Source organism: Brevibacterium pigmentatum, assembly GCF_011617465.1.
GTDB classification, from domain to species: Bacteria; Actinomycetota; Actinomycetes; order Actinomycetales; family Brevibacteriaceae; genus Brevibacterium; species Brevibacterium pigmentatum.
Genome location: NZ_CP050153.1, coordinates 2,065,485 through 2,087,712, shown reverse-complemented (window position 1 = coordinate 2,087,712; position 22,228 = coordinate 2,065,485). Strand labels below are relative to the sequence as shown.

General features: G+C 64.4%; 20 protein-coding genes and 4 tRNA genes. 23 read left to right on the top strand and 1 reads right to left on the bottom strand.

What is annotated here, in order from left to right; all coding sequences use genetic code 11:
- Nucleotides 1-22: 22 nt before the first annotated feature.
- The 7 genes from dnaJ (at nt 23) to zapE (ending at nt 6,947) form a co-directional block, all read left to right on the top strand.
- Nucleotides 23-1,138, top strand: a complete 1,116-nt coding sequence (gene dnaJ, locus GUY30_RS09530) for a molecular chaperone DnaJ (protein WP_167196682.1) — start codon at nt 23-25, stop codon at nt 1,136-1,138.
- A complete protein-coding gene (locus GUY30_RS09525; RefSeq protein WP_167196679.1) occupies nt 1,135-1,896 on the top strand; it encodes a 16S rRNA (uracil(1498)-N(3))-methyltransferase in 762 nt (253 codons plus the stop codon). Before dnaJ ends, GUY30_RS09525 begins: the two co-directional genes overlap by 4 nt.
- Before the next feature lie 100 nt (nt 1,897-1,996).
- A complete protein-coding gene (locus GUY30_RS09520; RefSeq protein WP_167196676.1) occupies nt 1,997-3,031 on the top strand; it encodes a PhoH family protein in 1,035 nt (344 codons plus the stop codon).
- Complete coding sequence (gene ybeY / locus GUY30_RS09515; protein ID WP_167196673.1) at nt 3,028-3,516, top strand: rRNA maturation RNase YbeY; 489 nt, start codon at nt 3,028-3,030, stop codon at nt 3,514-3,516. The genes GUY30_RS09520 and ybeY overlap by 4 nt, the downstream gene beginning before the upstream one ends.
- 8 nt (nt 3,517-3,524) lie before the next feature.
- On the top strand, nt 3,525-4,832 hold the full coding sequence (locus GUY30_RS09510) for a hemolysin family protein (protein ID WP_228281880.1): 1,308 nt from the start codon (nt 3,525-3,527) through the stop codon (nt 4,830-4,832).
- A gap of 1 nt (nt 4,833) precedes the next feature.
- Nucleotides 4,834-5,772, top strand: a complete 939-nt coding sequence (era, locus tag GUY30_RS09505; RefSeq protein ID WP_167196667.1) for a GTPase Era — start codon at nt 4,834-4,836, stop codon at nt 5,770-5,772.
- A 164-nt stretch (nt 5,773-5,936) separates the two neighbouring features.
- Nucleotides 5,937-6,947, top strand: a complete 1,011-nt coding sequence (zapE, locus tag GUY30_RS09500) for a cell division protein ZapE (RefSeq protein WP_167196664.1) — start codon at nt 5,937-5,939, stop codon at nt 6,945-6,947.
- A 153-nt stretch (nt 6,948-7,100) separates the two neighbouring features.
- Here the strand turns inward: zapE and GUY30_RS09495 are convergent, their stop codons facing one another.
- Entirely contained in the window at nt 7,101-7,577 is a 477-nt protein-coding gene (locus tag GUY30_RS09495) for a TIGR02611 family protein (protein ID WP_228281218.1), read from the bottom strand.
- Between the two features lie 136 nt (nt 7,578-7,713).
- Between GUY30_RS09495 and GUY30_RS09490 the strand changes: the two genes are divergently transcribed.
- The 16 genes from GUY30_RS09490 (at nt 7,714) to secF (ending at nt 22,208) form a co-directional block, all read left to right on the top strand.
- Nucleotides 7,714-7,786: transfer RNA gene (locus GUY30_RS09490), tRNA-Gly, on the top strand.
- A gap of 26 nt (nt 7,787-7,812) precedes the next feature.
- Nucleotides 7,813-7,883: transfer RNA gene (locus tag GUY30_RS09485), tRNA-Cys, on the top strand.
- Nucleotides 7,884-7,913: 30 nt separating this feature from the next.
- A tRNA-Val gene (locus GUY30_RS09480) sits at nt 7,914-7,985 on the top strand.
- Nucleotides 7,986-8,022: 37 nt separating this feature from the next.
- Nucleotides 8,023-8,094, top strand: a tRNA-Val gene (locus GUY30_RS09475).
- A 317-nt stretch (nt 8,095-8,411) separates the two neighbouring features.
- Entirely contained in the window at nt 8,412-9,719 is a 1,308-nt protein-coding gene (locus tag GUY30_RS09470) for a DUF4190 domain-containing protein (RefSeq protein ID WP_167196661.1), read from the top strand.
- A 196-nt stretch (nt 9,720-9,915) separates the two neighbouring features.
- Nucleotides 9,916-11,922, top strand: a complete 2,007-nt coding sequence (thrS, locus tag GUY30_RS09465) for a threonine--tRNA ligase (protein ID WP_167196658.1) — start codon at nt 9,916-9,918, stop codon at nt 11,920-11,922.
- Nucleotides 11,919-12,524 (top strand): HIT family protein, encoded by a 606-nt coding sequence (locus tag GUY30_RS09460; protein WP_167196655.1) that lies wholly within the window; start codon nt 11,919-11,921, stop codon nt 12,522-12,524. The genes thrS and GUY30_RS09460 overlap by 4 nt, the downstream gene beginning before the upstream one ends.
- Nucleotides 12,521-14,563, top strand: a complete 2,043-nt coding sequence (locus GUY30_RS09455; protein ID WP_167196652.1) for an alpha/beta hydrolase family protein — start codon at nt 12,521-12,523, stop codon at nt 14,561-14,563. The genes GUY30_RS09460 and GUY30_RS09455 overlap by 4 nt, the downstream gene beginning before the upstream one ends.
- Nucleotides 14,564-14,693: 130 nt before the next feature.
- Nucleotides 14,694-15,173 (top strand): NUDIX hydrolase, encoded by a 480-nt coding sequence (locus tag GUY30_RS09450; RefSeq protein ID WP_167196649.1) that lies wholly within the window; start codon nt 14,694-14,696, stop codon nt 15,171-15,173.
- Between the two features lie 113 nt (nt 15,174-15,286).
- Nucleotides 15,287-16,039: a YebC/PmpR family DNA-binding transcriptional regulator gene (locus tag GUY30_RS09445; RefSeq protein ID WP_139467356.1), complete on the top strand. Its 753-nt coding sequence runs from the start codon at nt 15,287-15,289 to the stop codon at nt 16,037-16,039.
- Nucleotides 16,039-16,635 (top strand): crossover junction endodeoxyribonuclease RuvC, encoded by a 597-nt coding sequence (gene ruvC / locus GUY30_RS09440; protein ID WP_039207386.1) that lies wholly within the window; start codon nt 16,039-16,041, stop codon nt 16,633-16,635. Before GUY30_RS09445 ends, ruvC begins: the two co-directional genes overlap by 1 nt.
- A 65-nt stretch (nt 16,636-16,700) precedes the next feature.
- Entirely contained in the window at nt 16,701-17,297 is a 597-nt protein-coding gene (gene ruvA / locus GUY30_RS09435; protein WP_167196647.1) for a Holliday junction branch migration protein RuvA, read from the top strand.
- Nucleotides 17,294-18,391 carry a Holliday junction branch migration DNA helicase RuvB gene (gene ruvB, locus GUY30_RS09430; protein WP_208091395.1) on the top strand — a complete coding sequence of 366 codons (1,098 nt, stop codon included), beginning with the start codon at nt 17,294-17,296 and terminating at the stop codon, nt 18,389-18,391. Before ruvA ends, ruvB begins: the two co-directional genes overlap by 4 nt.
- 81 nt (nt 18,392-18,472) lie before the next feature.
- A complete protein-coding gene (gene yajC / locus GUY30_RS09425; RefSeq protein WP_228281217.1) occupies nt 18,473-19,012 on the top strand; it encodes a preprotein translocase subunit YajC in 540 nt (179 codons plus the stop codon).
- Nucleotides 19,013-19,050: 38 nt separating this feature from the next.
- Nucleotides 19,051-21,195 carry a protein translocase subunit SecD gene (secD, locus tag GUY30_RS09420; RefSeq protein ID WP_228281216.1) on the top strand — a complete coding sequence of 715 codons (2,145 nt, stop codon included), beginning with the start codon at nt 19,051-19,053 and terminating at the stop codon, nt 21,193-21,195.
- Entirely contained in the window at nt 21,192-22,208 is a 1,017-nt protein-coding gene (gene secF / locus GUY30_RS09415) for a protein translocase subunit SecF (RefSeq protein WP_167196644.1), read from the top strand. Before secD ends, secF begins: the two co-directional genes overlap by 4 nt.
- Nucleotides 22,209-22,228: the final 20 nt, after the last annotated feature.

The window sequence follows — 22,228 nt, the reverse complement described above, 5'->3', positions numbered from 1 at the left end:
CGTCAGGGAGAGAGAAGTTTCTGTGGCCGATCACTATGAAACACTCGGAGTGTCCAAAGATGCTTCCGCGGCTGAGATCAAGTCGTCGTACCGGAAGCTGGCACGCAAGTACCACCCGGACGTCAATCCCGGTCACGAAGACGAATTCAAAGCCATCTCACTGGCCTACGACGTGCTCTCCGATCCGGAGAAGCGCCGCAACTACGATATGGGCGGCGGCGAGAACGGCCAGGGCTTCCCCGCCGGCGGCGGCTTCGGCGGGTTCGGAGACATCTTCGAGACCTTCTTCGGCGGTGGCGGCGGTCAGGCCGGAGGCCCGATCCCGCGCACCCAGCGCGGCAAGGATGCCCTCGTCGGAGTCAATATCGACCTGAAGACCGCGGCCTTCGGCGGCACCGTCGATCTCGATGTCACCACTGCGGTCGTCTGCGACACCTGTTCGGGTGCCGGCACGCAGGAAGGCACGAAGATCGAGACCTGCTCGCTGTGCCACGGAGCCGGCAGCGTCCAGCGCATGACCCGGACCCTGCTGGGTCAGATGGTCACGAACCAGACCTGCAACTCCTGCCACGGCTTCGGCACCGTCATCCCGAACCCCTGCCTCAACTGCCAGGGCGACGGACGCGTGCGCAAACAGCGGACCATGAAGATCCGGATCCCCGCCGGCGTCTCCGACGGCACCCGCATCCAGCTGAGCAGCCAGGGTGAGGTCGGCCCCGGAGGCGGACCCGCCGGTGACCTGTTCGTCGAGGTCATGGTCACCCGCCACGAGGTCTTCCAGCGAGACGGTGACAACCTCCGGGCAGCGGTCTCCGTGCCGATGACCGCAGCGACGCTGGGCGCGACCATCCCGTTCGAGACCTTCGACGGCACCCAGGACCTCACCATCGCAGCCGGCATCCAGTCCGGCACCGTCGTCAAGCTCCCCGGACTCGGCGCCACCCGCCTGCGTTCGGAGACCCGCGGCGACATGCTCATCACCGTCGACGTCCTCACCCCGGACAAGCTCGACGACGAACAGCGCGAACTGCTCGAGAAGCTCGCCGAACTGCGCGGAGAAGAGACACCGCGTGCCCAGATTTCGACCGAGAACCGCGGAATGTTCTCCCGCATGCGTGAGAGGTTCGCCGGTCGGTGAGTCTTCCCGTCTTCCGCTCCGCCACCGCCGCCGAGGCGGTCGTCGGGTCCGCCCTCACCCTCGGTGAGGACGTGGCCGGGCACGCGGTGCGGGTGCGTCGGATCGGCCCCGGTGAGGTGATCGACATCGTCGACGGTGAGGGCACACGTGTGCGCGGAACCGTCACGGCCGCCTCGGCGAGCGAGGTGACGATCGACGTCACCGCGGTGACGAATGAAGACAGCACGGGCCCACGGCTCGTGCTCGTCCAAGCCCTGGCCAAGGGCGACCGGGACCTGCAGGCCATCGAAACGGCCACGGAGATCGGCGTCGACGAAGTCATCCCCTGGGCCGCCGAACGCTCGATCGCCGACTGGCCGGCGAAGAAGCGGGAGAAGATGGCAGCGAAGTGGGAGAACCTCCTGAATGCAGCCTCCCTGCAGGCCCGACGCTCGCGGTTTCCGGTGCTGCGCGAACTCGTCCGCGGTGCCTCCCTGGCCAAATCCCTCGACGAGACCGACGCGGTCTTCGTCCTCCACGAGACCGCCGAGCGCAGGCTCTCCGAAGCGCTGGCGGCGCTGACCGCCGACGAGTCCTCGCCGCTGCCGGAGCGCATCGTCTTCGTCGTCGGACCCGAGGGCGGCATCAGTGATAGAGAACTCGACGCCCTGAGCGCTTGTGGAGCGACTCCGGTGCTGCTGGGACCGACGATCCTGCGCTCGTCATCGGCGGGACCCGCCGGCCTCGTCCTGGCCCAGAATTCATTGGGCCGTTGGTGAGGCATCGGACTAGGATGGAAGCACACTCAGGCGCTGCCGGAGATGGTGCGCCCACTTGCAAAGGAACATTCTGGACATCACCCCACCGAACACGAACCCCATGAACCCCACCGACTCGGACACCGCCGCCCCCGGTGACGGTGCCGCAGACAAGGACGCCGTGACGGACACGCGCGGCGCCGAACGCGACACCGTGCGCCTGGTCATCCCGGACTCCATCGACCTCGTCGCCTTCTTCGGCCCCGGAGAAAAGAACCTGCGCGCGCTGGAGAAGACCTTCGACGACCTCGACATCCATGTTCGGGCCAACCAGGTCCAGGTCACCGGCGATCCCAAGCGCGTGGAAGCCTTCGTCAGCGTCATCGGGGAACTCAAGAAGCTCCACACGGCCGGCCATCGCATCAACGAAGAGACGATCGACCGGGTCACGACGTTCTCCTCCGAAGGGGCGGCCGCCTCGGCGGTGCTGGGCACGAACATCCTCTCCACCAGGGGAAAGTCGATTCGTCCGAAGACGATGGGCCAACACGACTACGTCAAGGCTATCCGCAACCACACGATCACCTTCGGCATCGGCCCGGCCGGAACCGGCAAGACGTATCTGGCGATGGCCATGGCCGTCAATGCCCTCCAGCACAAAGAGGTCTCGCGGATCATCCTCACCCGGCCGGCCGTCGAAGCCGGGGAATCACTGGGATATCTGCCGGGCACGCTCAACGACAAGATCGACCCGTATGTGCGCCCGCTCTATGACGCTCTGCACGATATGGTCGACCCCGAGTCGATCCCGCTGCTCATCGAGACCGGCACGATCGAGGTCGCTCCCTTGGCCTATATGCGCGGGCGGACCCTCAACGACGCCTTCATCATCCTCGACGAGGCCCAGAACACGACCGCCGAGCAGATGAAGATGTTCCTCACCCGACTCGGCTTCGGATCGCGCATGGTCGTCACCGGCGACATCTCCCAGATCGACCTGCCGGGCAAGACCCGCAGCGGACTCAAGGTCGTCCGCGACATCCTCGACGGGATCGACGACCTGCAGTTCTGCGAGCTGGGCAGCAAGGACGTCGTCCGGCATTCGCTGGTGACGAAGATCGTCGAAGCCTACGACCTGTGGGGGAATGCCGAATGAACACCGAGATCCTCAACGAGACCGACGCCGAGGTGGACCTGGACGAAGTCGTGGCCCTGACCGAATACTTAGGCGATGCCCTGCACATGCACCCCGGTGCAGAGCTGGCCGTGACGATGGTCGATTCGGCGGCCATGTCCGAACTCCACGTCACCTGGATGGACCTCGAAGGTCCGACCGACGTCATGTCGTTTCCCATGGATCAGCTCCACCGCGGTGAGCCGGACAAACCGACCGAGGGTCAGATGGGCGATATCATCATCTGCCCCGAGGTCGCCGAGGCCCAAGCTCGTGCGGCCGGCCATTCGGCGATGGACGAGATCCTTCTGCTCACCGTCCACGGATTCCTCCACCTGCTCGGCTACGACCACGGTGAGCCGGAGGCGCGGGAGGAGATGTTCGCACTCCAGCGGCATCTGCTGCTGACCTTCTTCGCGGCCCGCTACGACGGTCGCACCGACATCCCCACCCCCACCGAGGTCTGATCGTGTTCATGTTCTTCCTCGGGGCGGCACTGTGCCTCATCATCGCAGCCACCCTCTCCGCTGTGGATGCTGCGCTGCTCAACGTCTCCCACCATGCGGTCGAGGAGGCGAAGGAGGACGGCAAACGCTCAGCTGTGCGCGTGGAGAGGATCCTCGCGGACCTGCCGACGAACATCAACGTCATCATCTTCGTCCGCAACTTCCTCGAAGCACTCGCTACGGTCTTCATCGCCCTGGCCTACGACTCCTACTACTCCGTGGGCCCGCTCATGGTCTTCCTCACGGTGATCACCGCCTCGGTGTCGGTCTTCATCATCGCCGGAGTGTCCCCGCGCACGATCGGCAAACGGCGGTCGCTGGCCGTGAGCCTCAACCTCAGCTGGGTTGTGCGCATCGTCCTCGTCGCGCTCAAACCGCTGACCCGCATCCTCGTCGTGCTCGGCAATCTGCTCACACCCGACAAGGTGTACAAGGACGGTCCGTTCGTGACCTCCGAACAGCTGCGCGACCTCGTCGAACGTGCCAGCGAATCCGACGTCATCGAAGACGGCGAACGCGAGATGATCCAGTCCGTGTTCAACCTCTCGGACACCTCGGCGAACGAAGTCATGGTGCCGCGCACCGACCTCATCACCGTCGATGCGGACGTCAGTCTGCAGAAGACGATGAACCTGTTCTTCCGCTCCGGCTTCTCCCGCATCCCCGTCTGCGGGGAGGATCTCGACGACGTCCGTGGAGTCGCCTACCTCAAGGACGTCGCGCGTCGTCTCCACCTCCACCCCGAGGAGGCCGAACGTCCCGTGGGCAACCTGGCTCGCACCGTCCTGTTCGTCCCGGAGACGAAGCCGGCCGATGACCTGCTGCGGCAGATGCAGCTGGACTCGACGCATCTGGCGATCCTCGTCGACGAATACGGCGGCACCGCCGGGCTTGTGACGATCGAGGACATCGTCGAAGAGATCGTCGGCGAGATCGAAGACGAATACGACAACGGCGATGACGAACTCGTCGCCGCCGACGACGGATCGTTCATCATCAGCACCCGCATGTCGATCTCCGACTTCGCGGAATACTTCGATGTCAGGATCGACGAGGACGATGTCAACAGCGTCGGCGGGCTGCTGTCGAAGCTCATCGACCGGGTGCCGATCGACGGTTCCCACGCTGAGATCGAAGGACTCGAGATCGAAGCCATGGAGGGGCAGGGCCGCCGCCACCGGATCACCCACGTGCGGGTCACCCGCACCCACGAGGACAGCAGAGACGACGCGCAGACCGCCGCAGCCGGTGGTTCGGGGACGAAGGAAGAAGACTGAGATGGAATTTCGCACGGACTACCCCGAGGACTACCGGGCCGGTTTCGCCTGCTTCGTGGGGCGGCCCAATACGGGCAAATCGACGCTGACGAACGCTCTGGTGGGGGAGAAGGTCGCGATCACCTCGGCCAAACCTCAGACGACCCGTCACACCATTCGCGGAATCGTCCACAAGGACGACCACCAGCTCATCCTCATCGACACCCCCGGACTGCACAAACCGCGCACCCTCCTCGGTTCGCGGCTGAATGATCTTGTGGCGTCCACACTGGGAGAGGTCGACGTCATCGGCTTCTGCCTGCCCGCCGATGAGCCGATCGGCCCCGGTGACCGCTATATCGCCTCCCAGCTGGCGCTGCTGGACGGACGGACCCCGATCGTGGCGCTCGTGACGAAGGTCGATCGGGTGCCCAAGGACAAGATCGCCGAGGCGCTGCTGGCCGTCGGGGAACTCGCCGACTTCGCCGACGTCGTCCCCGTCTCCGCGGTCGAGGACTTCCAGGTCGACACCGTCGATTCGGTGCTCGCGGCACATCTGCCGAAATCTCCTCCGCTCTACCCCGACGGCGACCTCACGGATGAGCCGGAGGAGAAGATGATCGCCGAACTCGTCCGTGAAGCAGCCCTCGAGGGTGTGCGGGATGAGCTGCCACATTCGCTGGCCGTGCAGGTCGAGGAGATGTATCCGCGGGAGGGACGCAGCGAGGAGAATCCGCTGTGGAACGTCCACGTCAACCTCTATGTCGAACGTCCCAGTCAGAAGGCCATCATCATCGGCAAGGGCGGCAGCCGACTGAAGGCCATCGGCTCGGAATCCCGGCAGGGCATCGAACGGCTCCTCGGCACGAAGGTCTACCTCGACCTGCACGTCAAGGTGGCCAAGGACTGGCAGCGCGATCCGAAGCAGCTCGGCCGCCTCGGCTTCGACTTCAACAACTGAGCCTGTCAAGCCTGACGCCGATGGCGGGGTGTACCGCGCGTTGTCTGTCAGTTGTCAGGTGGCGGAATCCGCGCCGATCCGCGTCGATCCGCGCTCTGTGATGGACGCCACCTCGTATCGGCCGAGTTGAACCGGGTGCTCGAGCCTGCCTTAGACTAGGCCGAGTGAATGCCGAGCAGACTCTGGTCGCACTGAGCGACCGATCCCCACAGGTTGCCCCCGAAGAGCTCATCGCAGGCCTCGTGCCGCCGCCTCAGTTCGAGGACGTGTCCTTCGACAGCTACCGCACGGACCCCGCCGAACCTTCGCAGGAAGAAGCGCGGAACAAGCTGCGGGAATTCACCGAACGCTCCACCAGCCAGGGATTCTTCGGCAAGCTGTTCTCGAAGGGCAAGTCCGGCGGCGCGAAGGGCGTCTACCTCGACGGCGGCTACGGCGTCGGGAAGACCCACCTGCTGGCCTCTGCCTGGCATGCGAATGAGAAGCCGGCGACCTTCGGCACCTTCGTTGAGTACACGAACCTCGTCGGAGCCTTGGGCTTCGCCCGAGCCCGCGACGACCTGTCGAAGATGAAGCTCGTCTGCGTCGACGAATTCGAACTCGACGATCCCGGCGACACCGTGCTCATGTCGCGACTGATGCGTGAGCTCACCGACGCCGGGGTGAAGATCATCGCAACGTCGAACACTCTGCCCGGTTCGCTGGGGGAGGGGCGCTTCGCCGCTCAGGACTTCCTGCGCGAGATCCAGGCACTGGCCGATCAGTTCGAGGTCTATCGTATCGACGGCAAGGACTATCGTGCTCGGGAGCTCACCGCTCCGGCAGACCCGCTGCCTGAATCCGAGCTCGATTCGGCCGCAAGCCAGCTCGACGGGGTCGTCGCCCGTGACGACTTCTCTCAGCTGCTCAGCCACCTGTCCACTGTCCACCCCTCACGCTACGGGCGGATGGTCGATGGCATCGACGCGGCTGTGTGGGAGAACGTGCGCACCATCGACAACGAGAGCGTGGCTCTGCGGTTCGTTGCGCTCGTCGACCGGCTCTACGACCGCAATGTGCACATCATCAACTCCGGCGCGGCCCTCGACAAGGTCTTCACGGAGGAGTCGCTGGCCGGCGGGTACAAGAAGAAGTACATGCGCTGCCTCTCACGCCTGACCGCTCTGTCGTCCTGATCCAGGACCGGGTTCGTCAAAGCCCCGCCGGCAGACGCCGGACACTGTCTGCACCCTCCAGAAACAGGCACGGTCGACACTGACGACGCCCGCCACACCTCAGATCGAGGTGCGACGGGCGTCTTTCGTCTCAGCGCAGGCCAGACGGTCGTCTCAGCGCAGTCCGATCAGATCGAAGACGCGCAGGTCCGGCACCCAATCTGGCAGACCGGTGAGCCTGAGAGTCAGCCACACGATGATTCCGACGAAGGCGGCTGTCACTGCCCCGACAGTCCACCGCACCCACAGGGGCTGCGCCATGATCCACTGCGTCCAGCGTTCGACATTCACCCGTACGAAGTGCAGAAGGCGCTGAGCCCAGCGGAACTCGCTGGAGATGATGAATAATCCGATGATGACGATGAGCCAGCCGGGACCGGGCAGTGGAACAAGGGCGAGGCCGACGAGCACGATGATCGTGCCGAGTCCGCCGACGATGCTGCGATAGATGGCTGCCGTGTGCGCATTGGCCAGCACAGTGCGTCGCCACCGGAGGAAGCCCAGGCGCAGCTTCCTCCACGGTCGGGGACCTTGTCGATGGTGGCGTGACAACCAGCCTTTGGGGCGGGTCTGCGAGCTCTCTGCGTTCACCCAACCACTATAAGATGGTGACCCTGAAAGCTTGATCGGTACGTGTGACCACGATCACCCGATTCTGATTTTGCGTATGCCGCCACCTGCGTATAGAGTTATATCTCGTTGCCAGGGAAACCGGGCAGCGAGAAATGCGGATGTGGCTCAGTTGGTAGAGCATCACCTTGCCAAGGTGAGGGTCGCGGGTTCGAGTCCCGTCATCCGCTCGGAGGCGTCATGGCACTGCCTTGGCGGTGGCGTGGCCGAGAGGCGAGGCAGCGGCCTGCAAAGCCGTATACACGGGTTCGAATCCCGTCGCCACCTCGGATGACCGGCAGAAATGGCGGTTGACCAGCGCGATTGGCGCAGCGGTAGCGCGCTTCCTTCACACGGAAGAGGTCACTGGTTCGATCCCAGTATCGCGCACAGGGATCCTCGGGTTCCGGTGCAACAAATGAATAGAGCGCGATTGGCGCAGTGGTAGCGCGCTTCCCTGACACGGAAGAGGTCACTGGTTCGATCCCAGTATCGCGCACAGGAGAAGCCCCGAGTGATCCACTCGGGGCTTCGTGCATTCACGCTCGCGCAGATTCTGATCATTAACCCGATTCTGCCCATTGACTCTCATCAGCCCACTCCTGGAGTCTCCTCTTTCGGCGAAGCACGGTTTGAGGCGGACAGCCCATGTTCAAACAGGGGCTGCTCACCCTAGAGTGTGCGGAACGCGCGAAACACAATTGTGTACGTTCAGTTCAGCGTGTTCCAGGACTGAAACGCCGTCAGCATGCGGTAACAAAGGGGTTTGCTAGTACGCTAGGTGTTGTACTAAACGACGATGACTTCGGAGCACCTATGTCTACTCCTCAGAACCCGTACGGTTCGGGTGACGGTTCGCCCAACGACCCCAACGGGCAGAACCCGAACAACCAGCCGCCGAATGCCCCCAACTACGGCAATGATCAGAATTCCGGCCAGCAGCCGGGCCAGTCCGGCTCGGAGCAGTCCGGTCAGCAGTACGGCTCGGCGGGCAACCAGCCCTACGGTTCGCAGCCGAACTACGGCCAGGGCGGCAACGACGGCTCGCAGCAATACGGACAGCAGGCTCCCCAGTACGGTTCGCAGCCCAACTACGGTGCGTCGAACGACCAGAACCAGTACGGTCAGAATCAGTACGGTCAGGACCCGAACAACCAGTACGGCCAGGGTCAGGGCGACCAGAACCCGTACGGAGACAACCAGTACGGGCAGAATCCCTATGACGCCAACGCGCAGTACGATGCCAACCAGTACGGTCAGCAGCCGGCTTACGCAGGTGCAGACGGTTCCTCCGATCAGTTCATCCCAGCCAACCCGAACGCCGCCTACGGTCAGTACCCGTCTGGCAGCGGCGGGAACACGTCGAAGAACATCTGGGGCATCCTCGCCCTCATCGGCGGCATCGTCGGTGTCCTCGGTGCCTTCGTCTTCGGCGGCGGCGCACTCTTCGGCATCGCAGCGGTGATCTTCGGCTTCGTCGGACTCTCCGCAGTCAAGAAGGGCCTCGCCAGCAATAAGGGCCTCAACATCACCGGCATCATCCTCGGTATTGTGTCGGTGGTCATCTCGATCGCCGTGATCGTCGCGACCGTCATGTTCGGCGCGTTCATCTTCAAGGCTGCTGACGAAGCCGCCAGCTCCTCCGCCCCCGCCGACCCGAGCCAGGGCGCGGGTCAGGATCCCAGCCAGGGATCCGGCGGCTCTGACGGCGGAGACGCTCCGCCCGCCCAGGCCGGCGAGGTCGAGATCGGCACCGACGTCACCGCAGCGATCAATGTCCGCCCCGGCACTGCATCGTCGTCAGCCTCAGGCGCCGAGTCATCGAATGGTGAGGTCGCCATCGTGACGATGACCGTGAAGAACGACTCGAGCTCCGACATCGAGATGACTCTCACGAATCTGTCCGCCAACAACGGCGGCAGCACGGAATACGACGACGTCTTTGACTCCGCGAACAGCTACAGGGGCTCTCTGGTCTTCACCGATCCGGTTCCTGCCGGCGGTGAGAAGACCTATGAGCTCGCTTTCGGCGTTCCCGAGGCCGAGCTCGACGGGATGCACCTCAAACTTGAACTCGGCGAGGACCTCGGCAAGGGCAAGGACTTCGAGTTCTACAAGCAGTGAGCGACTGAACCCCGAGGTGACAGGGCGCATGCGGTCCTGAACGCTCGGGTAAAGTCCCCAGCAGACTCAGTGTGGGTGGCAGTCATTCGACTGCCACCCAACTGATTTGTCACAAGCGAATTGGTACTAGAATCTGAGGGTGACCAACCCACCGAACGGGTTGGTCGACTGAACACTTAACGAACGGAGAAGATCAGTGGCAGACAGCATCGACTGCGCGGGCGAAAGCATTCCCTGGAAAGAGGGTCTGACCGGAACGGAGATCTTCTCCACCGACCGCACAGTCGTCGCCATGTGGCTGAACGGCGAACCCGCCGACCTCAGCCGTCAGCTGCAGTCAGGCGATCGGATCGCTCCGATCACCATCGACTCCGACGCCGGACTCGACATCCTGCGCCACTCCACCGGTCATGTCACCGCACAGGCCGTCCAGGAGCTCTTCCCCGGAACCAAGCTCGGCATCGGGCCCTACATCACCGACGGCTACTACTTCGACTTCGATGTCGCCGAACCCTTCACCCCGGAAGATCTCAAGGCGATTCAGAAGAAGGCCGCCCAGATCGTCAAGTCCGGACAGACCTTCAACCGTGTCGTCGTCACCGAGGACGAGGCCCGCGCCCGCATGGCGAACGAGCCCTACAAACTCGAACTCATCGGTGACAAGGGCAAGGGCACCGATGAAGAGGCCTCCGTCGAGGTCGGCGGCGGTGAACTCACCGTCTACGAAAATGTCGACCGCAAGGGCGAAGTCGTGTGGCAGGACCTCTGCCGCGGCCCCCACCTGCCCAACACCAAGCTCATCGGCAACGGCTTCGCCATCACTCGTTCCTCGGCCGCCTACTGGCGCGGCGACCAGGCGAACGCGAGCCTGCAGCGCGTCTACGGAACCGCATGGGCCTCGAAGGATGACCTCAAGGCCTACCAGGACCGCATCGCCGAGGCCGAACGTCGCGATCACCGCAAGCTCGGCGCCGAGATGGACCTGTTCTCCTTCCCCGAGGAGCTCGGCTCCGGTCTGCCTGTCTTCCACCCCAAGGGCGGCGTCATCAAACGGGAGATGGAGGACTACGTCCGCGCCCGTCACATCGACGAGGGCTTCGAGTATGTCGGCACCCCGCACATCTCGAAAGAGACTCTCTACTACACCTCGGGACACCTGCCCTACTACGGCGAGAACATGTTCCCGGCCATGTCCGTCGACGAGGTCCGCAACGAGTCCGGCGAGGTCGTCAAGGAGGGCACTCCCTACCGGCTCAAAGCCATGAACTGCCCGATGCACAACCTCATCTACCGGTCCCGCGGCCGCTCCTACCGCGATCTGCCGCTGCGCCTGTTCGAGTTCGGCACCGTCTACCGCGACGAGGCCTCCGGAGTCATCCACGGCCTCACCCGCGTCCGTGCACTCACCCAGGACGACTCACACTCCTACGTCGCCCAGGAAGACGCCGCCGCAGAGATCCGCCACCTGCTGAACTTCGTGCTCAGCCTGCTGCGCGACTTCGGCCTCGACGACTTCTACCTCGAACTCTCCACCCGCGACGAGGACGGGAAGAAAGCCGACAAGTTCATCGGCTCCGACGAGCAGTGGGCCGAAGCCACCAGCGTGCTCGAGGAAGTCGCCCAGGAGACCGGACTCGAACTCGTCCCCGACCCGGGCGGCGCGGCCTTCTACGGTCCGAAGATCTCCGTCCAGGCCCGCGACGCCATCGGCCGCACCTGGCAGATGTCGACCGTCCAGCTCGACTTCAACCAGCCCGAGCGCTTCGGACTCGAATACGTCGCCGCCGACGGCTCCCGCAAACAGCCGGTGATGATCCACTCCGCGAAGTTCGGCTCCATCGAACGCTTCCTCGGCGTGCTCACCGAGCACTACGCCGGTGCCTTCCCCGTGTGGCTGGCACCCGTGCAGGTGACCTGCATCCCCGTGGCCGACGAGTTCAACGACTACCTCGCCGAGGTGGCCGACCAGCTGCGCAAGGCCGGAGTCCGGGTCGAGATCGACGACAGCGACGATCGATTCCCCAAGAAGATCCGCAATGCGTCGAAGTCGAAGGTGCCCTTCACCCTCATCGCCGGAGGAGAGGACCGCGACGCAGGAGCCGTGTCCTTCCGCTTCCGCAGCGGTGAACAGGAGAACGGCGTCCCCGTCGCCGAGGCGGTGCGACGGATCCTCGACTCGATCGAAACCAAGGCTCAGGTATGAGCGGAGGCGACGACGACCGATCCGCTCAGGAGAACCCGGACGGCCGCCTCGGCGAGGGGATTCCCCACCCCGAGGCTGCCGCCGGGTTCCCCGGGGAACCCGACGGATTCCAACGTCTGTGGACCCCGCACCGGATGGTCTACATCGACGGTCAGGACAAACCGAAGGGCGATCAGCCCGAGGAATGCCCGTTCTGCGCGGCACTGTCGAAGTCGGATGAGGACGGACTCATCGTCGCCCGCGGCCAGGCCGTGTATGCGGTGCTCAACCTCTACCCGTACAACCCCGGCCACCTGCTCATCTGCCCCTACCGCCACGTCGCCGACTACACGGATCTGACCGGGGAGGAGACCGTGGAACTCGCCGAGTTCACGCAGAAGGCGATGCGCGTCATCCGGGCGGTATCCGGACCCCACGGATTCAACCTGGGCATGAACCAGGGGCCGGTGGCCGGCGCGGGAATCGCCGCTCACCTGCACCAGCACGTCGTCCCGCGCTGGGGCGGAGACGCGAACTTCCTGCCAGTGATCGCCCAGACCAAGGCCCTGCCGCAAGTGCACGCCGATGTGCAGGCACGGCTCAAAAAGGAATGGAACAGATGAATCCTGAAGACCTCGGCACTCTTGCCGAGTACTCCTCACCCGTGTTGCGCGGCCATGACACCGTCATCACGATCCGACGACCCGACCTCGAGTCCAACAGCTACCTCTCCCAGCTGTTCTCGCTGACCGAGGACACCTCCAGACGGCTGACCCACTCATGGTCGGACTCGACCCCGCAGTGCGGTCCGAACTGGTCGGGATACCTCAGCGCGGAGAAGAAGGCAGCCCCGCAGCTCTACGTCGGTGACAGCCTGGAGACGGCACACCAGATCACGGACAACCACCTCGGCGTGGCCGAATTCGCGCTCGACGACTCCCGTTCCAGGGCCCTCTACGTCGCCCGCGTCGCCGAACCCGGACGCTACGGACTCGACGAATCCATTCCGGCGACCGAAGAAGCCCCACGCCGGATCACCACGGCATCCTACCTGGCCAACGGCCTCGGCTATACGAATGACCGACCCGCACGGGCCTTCCTCGTCGACCTCGCCGAACCCGGTCTCGGCACCGTGGGCCTGCGCGGGGCGTCCGAGGTTCCGCTGTCGACTCTGCTGACGACCCCGGACAGCGACGTCCACGATCCGCAGTTCTCCCCGGACGGACACTGGGCGAGCGTGATCGCAGCGGTCGAACCCGATCGCGGGCGGCCCGACTTGCGCAGCACCGTGTGGCTGCTCGGCCGCGAGGAGTCGCGCCCGCTTGACCTGCCGCCGATGAGTGTGAGTCTGCACGTGTGGATCGACGCTGATCGGGTGCTGCTGCTCGGCAATGCGCTGACCCGGGACGAACTCGACTTCGTCGGGCAAATGCCCGGGCTCTTCATCCACACGGTGTCGACCGGCTCCACGAGGCGGCTGACCGACCCGGAGACCGTGGCGCTGGCACCGATCCCGCCGCAGATCCGCGGGGGAGCGGTCGTCGCCGCTGTCGACACGGACGGGGCCACCCGAATCGTTCGCATCGGCCTCGACGCCGCAGAGGTCGGCATCGACGACCTCGAGTTCCTCACCGACGACACCACCGTCGTCAACGGCTTCGATGCCGACAACGAGACGCTCGTCTTCACGGGATCGACCCCGCACTCTCCGGCCGTGCTCGGCCGCATCGCTCTCGGCGGGCCCACGGCGTCCGGGGCCGCCACGGAGATGGGGTCCTCTGTCATCGTCAAGGAGCATCCGGCACCGGCGAACTCCGTCCTGCCTCAGGTCCTGCGGGTGCCAGGCGATTCCGGGACGATCACCGGCTGGCTGGCCAAACCGCACGGCGAGGGACCGTTCCCCGTCATCCTCAACATCCACGGCGGACCCTTCGCCCAGTACACACATTCGTGGTTCGACGAGACCCAGGTGCTCACGTCGGCAGGCTACGCCGTCGTGTTCTCGAACCCGCGCGGATCCGGCGGCCGCACCCGCAGCTGGGGGACCGCAGTCCAGGGCGATATGGCGAAACCCGCGATGGCCGATGTGCTCGCCGTCCTCGACCACGCCCTCGAATCCGATCCGTCGCTGGACCGCAGCCGTCTGGGCATCCAGGGCGGATCGTATGGGGGATATCTCACAGCCATGACGATCGCCGCGGACCATCGGTTCCGTGCCGCCATCGTCGAACGCGGCTACCTCGACCCCGACAGCTTCGTCGGGACCTCCGACATCGGCCGCTTCTTCACCGAGGAGTACACGAGCCGCAGCCGTGAGGCGATCACACGCCAGTCGCCCCTGGCCCACGCACCGCAGGTCGGCACACCGACCCTGGTGATGCACTCGGAACTCGACCTGCGCTGCCCGCTGGAACAGGCCCAGCAGTACTATGCGGCCCTGCAGAGAGTCGGAGTCGACACCGAGATGCTCATCTTCCCCGGCGAGAACCACGAACTCTCCCGGGCCGGGCAGCCCCGCCACCGCAGGCAGCGCTTCGAAGCCATCCTCGACTGGTGGGACCGCCGACTGAGCGGTGGGAACCGGACACCGCCGGCCGAAGAGCGACACATCCCGGAAGCGGCCGATCCAGAGGCCGCCTCTGCCTCTGACACCGCGTCATGAACGTCGAGTTGGTCGGTAAAGGGCAGACCCGATATCGTTCTCTGGACCGCTGTCGCGCTCTTGCCGAAATCCCCCAGCGTCATTATTCTGCAAACACTTGCCTCCCTTCGCCGCCGACCACTGGAGAAACATGAAACCTCGTAAAGCCTCACGGGTCGTTTTACTCAATGAGCGCGACGAGGTTCTCCTGATCCGAGCCCAAGATCTGCTGACCCCCAGTCACCAATGGTGGATGACCTGCGGCGGCGGTTCCGAACTCGGTGAGTCGGCCGCGCAGACGGCAGCGCGGGAACTGGCAGAGGAGACCGGGATCGAATGCGAACCGCACGAACTCATCGGTCCCTTGGCCACTCGTGACGAAGTCTTCGAATTCACGGAGAAGTCTCTGCGCCAAGTCGAAACCTATTTCGCGTTCCGCACCAGCGAGGACATCGAACTCGAAGACGCAGTCTGGACGGATATCGAGAAACGCAGCCTGCTCGAATTCCGCTGGTGGACCCGGGAGGAGCTCCTGACCACGACAGAGACGATCTATCCGAAGAATCTGCTCGGCCTCATCGATCTGGCAACCGCCGGGTCCGTTCCCGAAGTGCCGCTGGTCATCGACTGAACTCGCGATTGCGGTTCAGCGGGAGTATGCACGGAATCGCGAACGGACGTCTGCACGAGTCCGGACGGTCAGCGTATAGACTTGAGAGGCTGTAACTACAGGAAGGAACACCAGTGTCAGGTCATTCCAAATGGGCAACGACTAAACACAAGAAGGCGGCCATCGATGCCAAGCGCGGCAAGCTCTTTGCCAAGCTGATCAAGAACATCGAGGTGGCCGCACGCAACGGTGGACCCGACCCCGACGGCAATCCGACGCTGTTCGATGCGATCCAGAAGGCGAAGAAGAACTCGGTCCCTGCGGACAACATCACCCGTGCGGTCAAGCGCGGCGGCGGTCTCGACGGCTCCGGAGTCAACTACGAGACGATCATGTACGAAGGCTACGCCGCCGGCGGTGTGGCTCTGCTCATCGAATGTCTCACCGACAACCGCAACCGAGCCGCCTCCGAGGTGCGCGTGGCCGTGACCCGCAACGGCGGTTCGATGGCCGATCCCGGTTCGGTGACGTACAACTTCAACCGCAAGGGCGTCATCACCGTGGGTGCCGAGGAGACCGACGAAGAGGCCATTCTGCTGGCGACGATGGACGCCGGAGCCGAAGAGGTCAAGGAAGTCGGCGAGAAGTTCGAGATCATCTGCGAGGCCACCGACCTCGTGGCCGTGCGTACGGCCCTCGTCGACGCTGGAATCGACTACGACTCGGCCGAGGCCTCCTTTGTGCCCGAACTCGAGGTCAGCCTCGACGCAGAGACCGCGAGCAAGGTCTTCTCCCTCATCGATGCGCTCGAAGACAGCGACGAGGTGCAGAACGTGTACTCGAACGCCGATGTCAGCGATGAGGTCCTCGCCGAACTCGATGCCTGATGCGCATCCTCGGCGTTGATCCCGGACTGACCCGGTGCGGGCTCGGTGTCATCGACACCCTGCCCGCCCGGAAGGCGAAGATGGTCGCCGTCGACGTCCTGCGGACTCCCTCCGCCGACTCCGTCGACCTGCGCCTCGGTGCCATCGCCGAGGCGTTCGACACATGGTTGGACACGTACCGACCCGATGTCGTGGCCATCGAACGCGTCTTCGCCCGCAATGACGTGTCCACGATCATGGGCACCGCCCAGGCCTCGGGGCTGACCATGGGGCTGGCGGCCCGCCGCGGACTGCCCGTGGCCATGCACACCCCGTCCGAGGTCAAGGCCGCGATCACCGGTTCCGGACGTGCGGACAAGAAGCAGGTCACCTCGATGGTGACGCGGATCCTCGGGCTCGACGCCCCGCCGAAGCCCGCCGATGCCGCCGACGCCCTGGCGATCGCGATCTGCCATTCCTGGCGTGGGGCGCTGTCGGCCCAATCGACGCCGGGGAAGAACAAAGACCTCACCGAACGCAAGGCCGGCGGCCGGCAGGGCAGCGGACTGACGAAGGCCCAACAGCAGTGGGCCGAGGCCATGCGGCGCGCCAGATGAGCATGGGGGAGCGGGCGCCTGCTAACCTGGATTCGTACACGTGTTCCCCTTAAGAAAGGCTGCTCGTGATCAGTTTCCTCAGCGGTACGGTGCATCGGATCGCAGCTGACCACCTCGTCGTCCTCACCTACGGTGTCGGCCGCAAGGTCCATGTCACCCCCGACACCCTGGCCGGAACTCGGCACGGAGCCGAGATCGAACTGGTCACCAGCCTCGTGGTGCGCGAAGACTCGATGACTCTCTACGGCTTCGGCACCGAGGACGAGAACCACACCTTCGAGGTGCTGCTGTCGATCTCCGGGATCGGTCCGCGCCTGGCGATGGCGATCCTGTCGGTGATGGGACCCGACGAGCTCGCCGCAGCGATCACGAATCAGGACGCCAATGCGCTCACCCGGGTCCCCGGAATCGGGAAGAAGGGCGCCTCGCGCATCATCCTCGAACTCGAGAACAAGCTGCCGAAGCTCACCGCTGCCGCTCCAGGACCGACCCTGTCCTTCGGCGGCGGCAACCAACAGGTCGTCGACGCACTCGTGGGACTCGGGTGGAAGGAAGCCCAGGCCGAGGACGTCGTCGCCGAGGTCGTCAAGGAGACCGGTGCTGATGCCGGCACCTCCGTGGTCCTCAAGGCCGCGCTGAAGGTCCTGGGTGCGAAGAAATGACCGAATCGTTCGAACCTGGAACGGGCAGAGACGAGGTCGACTCCTATGAGCTGGAGTTCGGCGATCAGACGATGACCGGTGCCGAACGCGAACGGCTCGTCTCCGGCCGGGCCGAAACGGCCGAACGCGACGACGAGGCGGCCCTGCGCCCGAAAGGGCTTGCCGACTTCATCGGGCAGCCGAAGGTGCGCGAACAGCTTTCGCTCGTGCTCGATGCCGCGAAGGCCAGACAGAAGGCTCCCGACCATGTGCTGCTCTCCGGCCCTCCCGGGCTCGGCAAGACAACTCTGGCGATGATCGTCGCCCATGAGATGAACTCGAGCCTGCGGGTGACGTCCGGTCCGGCCGTTCAGCATGCCGGTGACCTCGCCGCGATCCTGTCCTCCCTCGAGGAAGGCGAAGTCCTCTTCATCGACGAGATCCACCGGATGGCCCGGGCCGCTGAGGAGATGCTGTACGTGGCGATGGAGGACTTCCGAGTCGACGTGATCGTCGGCAAGGGCCCCGGTGCCACGGCCATTCCGCTCGATCTGCCGCAGTTCACCCTCGTCGGAGCGACCACCCGGTCCGGTCTGCTGCCGGCACCGCTGCGCGACCGCTTCGGCTTCACCGCGCTGCTTGACTTCTACTCGAGTGCCGACCTTCTCACGGTGCTGCAGCGCTCGGCCCGGATGCTCGGCATCGACTCCGAACTCGCCGGACTCGAAGAGATCTCCACGCGGTCCCGGGGGACCCCGCGAATCGCGAACCGCCTGCTGCGCCGCGTCCGCGACTGGGCACAGGTGCGGGGGAGCGGAATCATCGACGAGGAGGCCGCCACCAATGCCCTGCGTGTCTACGAAGTCGACGAACTCGGACTCGACCGTCTCGACAGGTCAGTTCTGCAGGTCCTGTGCAAGCGCTTCGGCGGGGGTCCGGTGGGGCTGGGAACCCTCGCCGTCTCCGTCGGCGAAGAAGCCGATACGGTCGAAACCGTGTCCGAGCCCTACCTCGTTCGAGAGGGGCTGATCAGCCGCACTCCACGTGGACGTGTGGCCACGACGGCGGCCTGGGACCACCTGAAAATGCAGATCCCAGCAAATTATGAGTTCTGAACCCCGCATTTGAGTTCGCTATGAGAGGTGAGGACGAACTAAGCTGGTTCACTGATTCATTCATATGAAAGGCTGATATCTGTGGATTTGCTGATCCCTCTTGCGCTTGCCGCGCTGCTGATCTTTTTCCTGTTCAATTCTCGGCGTAAGCAGAAGGCGCGTGCGGAGGAGATCAAATCGGGTCTCGTGCCCGGTGCAAAGGTGATGACGACCTTCGGTGTCTTCGGCACCGTTCTCTCCATCGACGAAGAGAGCAACCAGGTGACCATCGAGTCGGGACCCGGAACGGTCCTGCGCGTGCACCGTCAGGCCATCGGCCAGATCGAGAACAACCAGGCCGCAGCGCCCGTCGATGCCCCCGGCGCCGCCGCTCCTGCCGCTGATGCCGATGCCGACGCCGCCGACGACGAGAAGCCGGCCATCACCGATGCCGAGCTCGACGCCATGAACGAGCGCAAGCGCGCCGAGAAGGACACCACGGACGAGGACACAGCCGAGGACGTCGTCGCTGACGAGTCGGCTGCGAAGACCGAGGACGCCGACGCTGCCGCTGAGACCGATGCCGACTCCGCTGCTGCGGACGAGGACTCCACGGACTCGGATACTGACAAGAAGAACTGATCCGTTCTCGCACTCTGCTCCCGACTGAAAGCTGAAACGTGTCCGATATCGAAGAAAAACCACGCCCTGGTTTGCGCTTCCTGTGGCTGACCATCATCACTCTGGTGCTGGCCGCAATCATCGCCGGAGGAGTCATCTGGTCCAATGCCACGACGACTCCGAAACTCGCTCTCGACCTCGAGGGCGGAACGTCGATCATTCTGGAACCGCAGGTGTCCGAGGGCACGGACATCAGCAAGGAGCAGCTCGATCAGGCCGTGGCGATCATCCGCCAGCGCGTCGACTCGACGGGCGTCTCCGAAGCCGAGATCACGACGCAGGGTGACCGCAACATCGTCGTGAACCTCCCGGGCAACCCCGACGAGGAGACCCGGAACCTCGTGCGTTCGTCGGCTCAGCTCGTGTTCCGTCGTGTGGCGCTGGTCGGTGACCCGCGTTCACAGGAGCAGATCCAGAAGGAGCAGGAGAAGAGCGGCGGCGAGGAGTCGGGCGGCGACGACGGGCTGAGCGATGAAGAGCGCAAACGCCTCGAGGACCTCACCGGAGCCGACTCGCAGGGCGACGACCAGGGCGAGGAGCAGGCTCCCTCCGGCGGCGGCGATGTCGTCAAGGCCGGCGGAACGGCCGAGAAGAAGACCGATGAGTCGTCGGAGGCGACGAAGTCCTCGGAATCGGAGCGCAAGGACGCGGAGAAGTCCGGGGAGGGCAGTGGCTCGAGCGAGGGTTCGAAGGTCACCGACTCGACACCGCGGCCCCTCTTCGATCCCGAGAAGGATGCCGCCGAGTGGCAGACCGACAAGATCATCAAGCAATACTCGGAGCTCGACTGCACGAACAAGAAGAACCGGACGGGCGGCCAGCAGAAGCCCTCGGACGAACCGGTCGTCTCGTGCTCCGAAGACGGCCAGGCGAAGTACATCCTCGGGCCCGTCGAACTCTCCGGTGATCACCTCGCCGATGCCAACGCGGGCTATGCCGCGGGAGCCAATGGCGTGCAGACCAACAACCCTGCCGTCAACCTCTCCTTCGATGCGACCGGACGTGAGATCTTCAAGCAGATCACCTCGGACATCACCGGCAAGCAGCAGCCGTACAACCAGTTCGCGATCGAGCTCGACGGCCTCGTGCTCTCGGCTCCGTCATCGAACGCGGTCATCACCGACGGCAATGCCCAGATCACCGGCGACTTCTCCCTCGACGAGGCGCAGACTCTGGCCAATCAGCTCAAGAACGGTTCGCTGCCTCTGAGCTTCCAGGTCCAGAGCGAGGACCAGATCTCGCCGACCCTGGGATCGAACTACCTCAAGATCGGTCTGCTCACCGGACTCGTCGGACTCCTCCTCGTCGTCGTCTACTCGCTGCTGCAGTACCGAGTCCTCGGCCTCGTCACCGTCTCGAGCCTCGTCGTCGCCGGTGTGCTCACGTATCTGCTGCTGTTGTTGGCATCGTGGAGATACGGCTACCGACTGTCCCTGGCAGGTGTCGCCGGTATCATCATCGGCATCGGCATGGCGGCGGACTCGTTCATCGTCTACTTCGAACGTGTGAGGGACGAACTGCGCAGCGGGCGCAATCTGCTCTCCGCCGTCGAGGTCGGCTGGGATCGAGCCAAGCGCACGATCTACGCCTCGAAGGCCGTGAACATGCTCGCCGCGGTCATCCTCTACATCCTGGCCGTCGGCTCGGTGCGAGGTTTCGCCTTCACCCTGGGTCTGACCGTGATCATCGACGTGCTCATCGTCTTCCTGTTCACCCACCCGATGCTGCAGCTCCTGTCCCGGACGAAGTTCTTCGGCGAAGGCCACCCGATGTCGGGTATGGATCCGCGACTGCTCGGGGTCAAACCCGCCGCTTACCGCGGAGCACTCAACCTGTCCATCGATGACAAGGACAAGACGCCCGAGGCGAAGCGCCGCGAGAAGGCGCGGATGCGCAAGGCCGGAATGACACCCGAGGACGGCTCCGAGACGCCCAACGCGGCAACGACCGGATCCGAATCGGAGGAGACTTCGACGACGAAGAATACCAAGGCCGCGAAGTCGAAGAGCGCGAAAGCGGCGAAGACCGCGACTGCGGCGGGCGGAATGACCATCGCAGAGCGGAAGGCCGCCGCTCGGCGAGCCGAGGACGATGATGCCGACGACGACTCGGCGACTGACGATGGCAAGGAGGCTGACAAGTGAAACGGTTCTTTGCCTGGGGCAACCGCCTGCACAGCGGCGAATCATCGATCCCCTTCGTGGGCAAGGCGAAGCTGTGGTTGGGCATCTCCGGCGTCCTCGTCCTCCTGTCCCTGCTCGTCCCGCTCATCTTCGGTTTCAACTTCGGCATCGCCTTCAAGGGCGGTTCGCAGTTCCAGGTCGACCATGTCACCGACACCTCGGCGGCGAAGGGCGAGGGCATCGTCAACGAGGTGGTCTCCGGATCCGAGCCGCGTCTGACGCCGACCAGCGACACGGCTGTTCAGATCGAGACGAACCAGCTCACAGATCCGCAGATGCAGGACGTCCGCGACGCCCTCGTCTCCGGGTACGACGTGAAGGTCGAAGACGTCACCTCGACGTTCGTCGGTCCCGAATGGGGACAGGACGTGACGTCGAAGATGATCCGTGCGCTCGTCATCTTCGTCGCCATCGCGCTCGTCGTCATGGCACTGTATTTCCGCACCTGGAAGATGTCGTTGGCAGCGATCGTCGGACTCTTCGTCGTGATGATCGTGACCATGGGCATCTACTCGGCCACCGGTTTCGAAGTCACTCCGGAGGCCATCATCGGCTTCCTCACCGTGCTCAGCTTCTCGCTCTATGACACGGTGGTCGTCTTCGACAAGATCCGAGAGAACACGACCAGATTCGAGGAGAAGCGGAACCTCAAGTTCTCCGAACTCGTCAACCTCGGTGTGAATCAGACGACCGTGCGCTCGATCAACACCTCGGTGGTGTCCGTGCTCCCGATCGCCTCGATCCTCTTCATCGGCGTATTCCTGCTCGGCGCGGGAACGCTCGTCGATATCTCGCTGTCGCTGTTCATCGGTACTATAGTGGCAGCCGCTTCGACGCTGTTCGTCGCGAGCCCCCTCTATGCTCTCCTCCGGGCGAATGAACCGGCGGTCAAGGCACAGGAGGAGGCCGTGCGTGAACTACGCTTGAAGAACGGGGGAGCAGACGTCCCACCGGTGACACACGCCGAAGTCTGATTCCCGAGAGAGGAGATGTT

Coding starts and splice junctions, on each gene's coding strand:
- GUY30_RS09520 (WP_167196676.1), top strand. CDS start 1,997: ATGAACCCCACCGACTCGGACACCGCCGCCCCCGGTGACGGTGCCGCA.
- ybeY (WP_167196673.1), top strand. CDS start 3,028: ATGAACACCGAGATCCTCAACGAGACCGACGCCGAGGTGGACCTGGAC.
- GUY30_RS09510 (WP_228281880.1), top strand. CDS start 3,525: ATGTTCTTCCTCGGGGCGGCACTGTGCCTCATCATCGCAGCCACCCTC.
- era (WP_167196667.1), top strand. CDS start 4,834: ATGGAATTTCGCACGGACTACCCCGAGGACTACCGGGCCGGTTTCGCC.
- GUY30_RS09470 (WP_167196661.1), top strand. CDS start 8,412: ATGTCTACTCCTCAGAACCCGTACGGTTCGGGTGACGGTTCGCCCAAC.
- GUY30_RS09460 (WP_167196655.1), top strand. CDS start 11,919: ATGAGCGGAGGCGACGACGACCGATCCGCTCAGGAGAACCCGGACGGC.
- GUY30_RS09455 (WP_167196652.1), top strand. CDS start 12,521: ATGAATCCTGAAGACCTCGGCACTCTTGCCGAGTACTCCTCACCCGTG.
- GUY30_RS09450 (WP_167196649.1), top strand. CDS start 14,694: ATGAAACCTCGTAAAGCCTCACGGGTCGTTTTACTCAATGAGCGCGAC.
- ruvC (WP_039207386.1), top strand. CDS start 16,039: ATGCGCATCCTCGGCGTTGATCCCGGACTGACCCGGTGCGGGCTCGGT.
- ruvB (WP_208091395.1), top strand. CDS start 17,294: ATGACCGAATCGTTCGAACCTGGAACGGGCAGAGACGAGGTCGACTCC.